This window comes from Oerskovia sp. 140933 (assembly GCF_059651515.1).
The window spans coordinates 1-4,792 of sequence record NZ_JAMXIO010000064.1; the positions used below are offsets into that span (position 1 = coordinate 1).

5 protein-coding genes are annotated in these 4,792 nt (G+C 75.9%); 1 reads left to right on the plus strand and 4 read right to left on the minus strand.

Annotation, left to right across the window (positions count from 1 at the left end; genetic code table 11):
- Positions 1-316: 316 nt before the first annotated feature.
- The 3 genes from pxpB to NHG27_RS18805 form a co-directional block, all read right to left on the minus strand.
- A complete protein-coding gene (pxpB, locus tag NHG27_RS18795; protein ID WP_497017335.1) occupies positions 317-2,035 on the minus strand; it encodes a 5-oxoprolinase subunit PxpB in 1,719 nt (572 codons plus the stop codon).
- Entirely contained in the window at positions 2,032-2,814 is a 783-nt protein-coding gene (locus NHG27_RS18800; RefSeq protein WP_497017336.1) for a LamB/YcsF family protein, read from the minus strand. Before NHG27_RS18800 ends, pxpB begins: the two co-directional genes overlap by 4 nt.
- 74 nt (positions 2,815-2,888) lie before the next feature.
- Positions 2,889-3,080, minus strand: coding sequence for a DUF1059 domain-containing protein (locus NHG27_RS18805; RefSeq protein ID WP_193721289.1), 192 nt, complete (start codon positions 3,078-3,080; stop codon positions 2,889-2,891).
- Between the two features lie 179 nt (positions 3,081-3,259).
- Here NHG27_RS18805 and NHG27_RS18810 point away from each other — a divergent pair, with 179 nt between their 5' ends.
- Positions 3,260-3,805, plus strand: coding sequence for a GNAT family N-acetyltransferase (locus tag NHG27_RS18810; protein ID WP_193721290.1), 546 nt, complete (start codon positions 3,260-3,262; stop codon positions 3,803-3,805).
- 96 nt (positions 3,806-3,901) lie between these two features.
- Here the strand turns inward: NHG27_RS18810 and NHG27_RS18815 are convergent, their stop codons facing one another.
- Positions 3,902-4,699 (minus strand): hypothetical protein, encoded by a 798-nt coding sequence (locus NHG27_RS18815; protein WP_497017337.1) that lies wholly within the window; start codon positions 4,697-4,699, stop codon positions 3,902-3,904.
- Between the last annotated feature and the right edge of the window lie 93 nt (positions 4,700-4,792).

Genomic DNA, 4,792 nt, shown 5'->3' on the forward strand with positions numbered 1-4,792 from the left:
TCAAGCACACTGTTGAGTTCTCAAGCAACCGACACGCACCGAATCCAACCCGTTCCCAGGCCTTCACTCGGGGCAACTTCTCAAACCTACCAGACTCATTCCCGCGTCTCAACTCGCCGTTTCCGGTGAAGCCGATCCGCCTGAGCCGGCCGCCCCGTCGATCCCGTGGCACGCAGAGGTGTCTCCGAGAACTTCTGAGGGGTGGCCACCCGGGGGATCCAGCCACTTCGCGGCGGCTCCGAGGAGCTTCGCAGTGGTGTCTGTTCCTCCCTGCCGGGCTGACTTCGAGAACATTACGCGGCGTCCGGCGGCTCCGTCAACTCGCTGCCCCGTCTCGCCCCCGCCCCGCCGCGCCGGGCACCCGCGGTGCCTCCCTGAACCGGACCCTGTCACCCGGCCTGACCTGCGCCGCCGCGTCGAGCGCCCCTCCCGCGACGACCCCGATCACGGGGTACCCGCCCGTGACGGGGTGGTCGCGCAGGAACAGGACGGGACTCCCGTCGGGCGGGACCTGGATCGCGCCGGGGACGAGCCCCTCGCTCGGGAGCTCGCCCGTCCGCCGGTCGATCCTCGGCCCGGCGAGCCGCAGGCCCACACGGTTGCTCGCGTCGGAGACCTCGAACGTCCCCTCCAGGAGGGCTCGCCAGGCCTCGTCCCCGAACCAGTCGTCGCGCACCCCGCGGAGCACCGCGAGCTCGACGACGCCGTCCGTCTCCGCGCGGGGAGCGATCGCGTCGACCACGGGCAGCCGCGACGGGCGGGGACCGATCGCCACACGGTCCCCCACCCGCAGTGGAGCGGGCCCCAGCCCCGCGAGGACGTCGAACGAGAGCGAGCCCAGCACCGGGGTCGCGGCGAACCCGCCTCGCACCCCCAGGTAGGCCCGCGTCCCGTGCGCGGCGAACCCGAGCCGCAGCTCGGCGCCCGGCCGCGCCTCGAGCAGCGCCTGCCTCCCCACGGGTGTCCCGTCGAGCGTCGCGGGTACCTCTGCTCCCGCGAGCGCGAACGTGGCTCGTTCGTGGAACCGCACCGCGAGCCCGCCGAGGGTGACCTCGAGTGCCGCGACGGGGCCGTCGTTGGCGAGCAGACGGTTCAGCAGGCGCAACGCCCCCTGGTCGGCTGCCCCCGACCGTCCGACCCCCGACGCCGCCCAGCCCGGACGTCCCGCGTCCTCGAGCAGGGTGAGCGGCCCCGTCGCGAGGATCTCGACCCCTCCCGCGACAGGGCGCGCCGCACCGGAGAGAGGCGTCTCGCGACCGGGCCGGGCCTCCGTGGCCGGCGCACCCGCGCGGTCGGCCCCGGGGTGCCCCTCGTCGAGGTCGGGAGGGGCTCCGTCCTCCTCCGCGGCGCCCGCGCCGGCGTCCCCCGCCAGCCGGTCGACGGCCCGGAACCGCACCCGGGTCCCCGCCGTCAGCAGCGCAGGCGGGTCTCGGTCGACGTCGAACAACCGGGCGTCGGTGCGTCCCAGCAGGCGCCAGCCGCCCGGCGTCTCGCGGGGGTAGACCGCCGTGAGGCCGCCCGCGAGCGCGACCGATCCCGCGGGCACGCGCGTCCGGGGCGTCGCGAGGCGCGGGGCCGCGATGGTCGGGTCCACGTCGGTCAGGTAGCCGAAGCCCGGCATGAAGCCGCCGAACGCGACCACGTACCCGCGCCCGCGGTGCCGGGCCACGACCTCGGCGACGGACAGGCCCGCCCACGCGGCGACGTCGGGCAGGTCCTCGCCGTCGTAGACGACGGGGATCTCCACGACGCTCCCCTCCCCCGGGTGCGCCACGGCCGTCCGGGAGGCCCACGCCTCCCGGACCGCGTCCTCCACCCTGACCAGGTCCGCCGACGTCGCCGCGTCGTCGAGGACCACGAGCACCGTGCGCGCCGCGGGCACGACGTCCACGACGCCGGGTACGTCCGCGGCCTGCAGCGCGGCGGCGAGCGCGTGCACCTCGTCGAGCCCCGCGACGTCGGCCAGGAGGGCGTGGTCGCCGTACGCCCGGATGCTCGGTGCGTGCGGCTCGCCCGACCCCGTCGGCACGGTCACCGCCCGATCGCCTGCACGACGACGCCGCTCGCCTCGAGCGTCCTGCGCACCGCGGTCAGGAGCGCTACCGCGCCGGGGGTGTCGGAGTGGACGCAGACCGAGTCCGCCTCGACCGTGACCTCCGATCCGTCCGCCGCGACCACGACGCCCTCGGCCACGAGGCGCAGCGCGCGCTCGGCGACCTCGACGGGGTCGTGCAGGACCGCTCCCGGGGTCCCGCGGGGCACGAGCGACCCGTCGGGTGCGTAGCCGCGGTCCGCGAAGACCTCGCGCACCACGGGCAGCCCCGCCTCCCGGGCACGCCGCAGCACGGCCGAGCCGGGCATCCCGACGACGGGCAGGGTCGGGTCGTAGGCCGCGACCGCGTCGACGACGGCCGCCGCCTGCTCCTCGTGCCGGACGATCGCGTTGTAGAGCGCGCCGTGCGGCTTGACGTACCGGACCCGGTCGCCCGCGAGGCGGGCGAACGCGTCGAGCGCGCCGATCTGGTAGACGACGTCGGCGGTCAGCTCGGCCGGCGCGACCGCCAGGAAGCGGCGACCGAAGCCCGCGAGGTCGCGGTACGCGACGTGGGCCCCGATGCTCACGCCCCGCTCGACCGCACCGCGCGTCACGCCACGCATGATCGACGGGTCTCCCGCGTGGAAGCCGCACGCGACGTTCGCACTGGTCACGAGGTCGAGCAGGGCGTCGTCGTCCGCGAGCGCCCACGGCCCGAACCCCTCGCCCAGGTCGGCGTTGAGGTCGATGCGGCGCCCGGGCGCCGGGAGGTGTGCCATGCCCCCATCATGGCCGAGGGCACGCGTGTCGGCCGTGACCCGCGGGTCACGACCGGCTGTACCGTCTGGTGCGGTCAGGCCATCGAGGGCTCTGCGTCGACCAGGTCGGCACGGATCTGCTCCCTCAGCTCGGGCGTCGGTTCGTGCCCGTGCTTGCTGATCATGTGGTCGTACGCGGCGTCGAGGACCTCTTCCTCCTCGCCCGCGATCGTCAGCGTGCAGTTGATGACGCTGGGTGTGGTCCGACAGTCGACCATCTTCCTCATGTGTTCTCACCTCCCCTCACGCGGGCCCCGTCGTCGGGGCTCCGGCGGGGGCGGCGTCCGTGGGCTGGGCGGGCGACGTCTCCGGTCCTTCCACCGTCCTCCCCCCGGGGAGGGGTGTCAACGGCCCGACGGCCGGACACCCCTCCCGTTCGTGGGTGCACCCGGGTAGATTTCCGCGGGTGACGACCTCCCTGCGCCCCGCGACCCCCGACGACGCCGCCCGCCTCGCGGAGCTGGCCGCTCTCACGTTCCCGCTCGCCTGCCCGCCCGGCTCCGACCCTGCGGCGGTCGCCGAGCACATCCGCGCGCAGCTCTCCCCGGAGAAGTTCGTCGCGTGGGCCGCGAGCCCTGACCACGCGCTGCTCGTCGCCGAGGGGCCCGAGCAGGTCGCCGACCTGGTCGGCTACGCGCTCCTCGTGCGCGGCGTGCCCGACGACGCGGACATCGTGGCCGTGGTCGGCGACGAGCCCACGGTCGAGCTGTCGAAGATCTACGTGCACCCGGCCGCGCAGGGCACCGGGGTCGCGGGCGACCTCCTGCGGGCCGCGCTCGACGCAGCACCGGCCCTCGTCCCGGACAAGGCCGTGTGGCTCGGTACCAACGGGGAGAACGCGCGGGCCCAGGCGTTCTACCGCAAGCACGGTTTCGCGTTCGCGGGCACGCGCACCTACGTCGTGGGCGGCGAGGCGCACGACGACGTCGTCATGGTGCGCCCGCTCGACTGAGCCCGGCGTGCTGCGCGACGGCGCGACGCCGAGGACGGGCCCGCCGGGGCTCGGCGCTCCGTAGGTGACCCCGCGAGCCGGGCGACGAGCGCCGGGCTAGTGGTCCACCGGGCTCGCGGCACCGTCCCCCGCGTCGTCGGGGTGGAGCGGCAGGAACACGTGGACGTGCCCCTGGTCGGCGTCGACGCTCAGCCCGTCGAGCTGGGTCGCGGCCATGGCCCACGTGTCGGCAGCGCGCAACCGGAGGTCGGCCGCGAGCGCCAGGAGGGCGGCGCGGGTGGGCTCGGCGGCCTCGCCGGCCAGCACGAGCGTGTCGACCGTGTCGCCCAGCAGCGCGATCGAGACGCCCAGCCCGTTGCGCGTCACGTTGTACCCCGACGCGCCGGACGGCAGCGCCTCGGCTTCGGCCGTCAGTGCCGCGAGCTCCTCGCGCCAGCCGGAGACCTGCTCGGGCGTCGCGGGTGTGCCGGGCGAACCGTCGAGCGGCAGCGCGACCGACAGGTCTTCCATGGTCGGGACGAGGCGCTCCTGCGCGGAGACCGCGAAGTCGGTCACGAGGCCCAGGTTCTCGCCGTCGCGCGCGGCCTCCGCGGCCTCGAGCTCGGCCACGCGCGCCGGGTCGGCGACGTACGCACCGGGCGCTCCGGCGTCGGGCCGTTCGACGGCCCGGACGACCGCCGCGACGACCAGGGTGACCACCGCGAGCGCGGCGACCGCCAGCCAGGCTCGACGTGTGCGGGAGAGGTTCCGCGGCCACCGGGCGCGTTCGCGCTCCGGCGGCCGCGGGCGGGGACGGCCGGCACCGTCCCCGGTCCGGGGGCCCGCTCCCCGAGCCGTCGCCGAGCGCGCCGTGCGCTGGGCCGTGCTGCGCCGGGCGGACGTGGTCCGTGCCACGGGAGAACTCCTGTCGTCGTGGGAGCGGGAAGGCTGTGGGTCGTCGGGTGCGTGGTCCGGCCGCGGCTCGCCGTGCGTGCCGCGGCCGGGCCG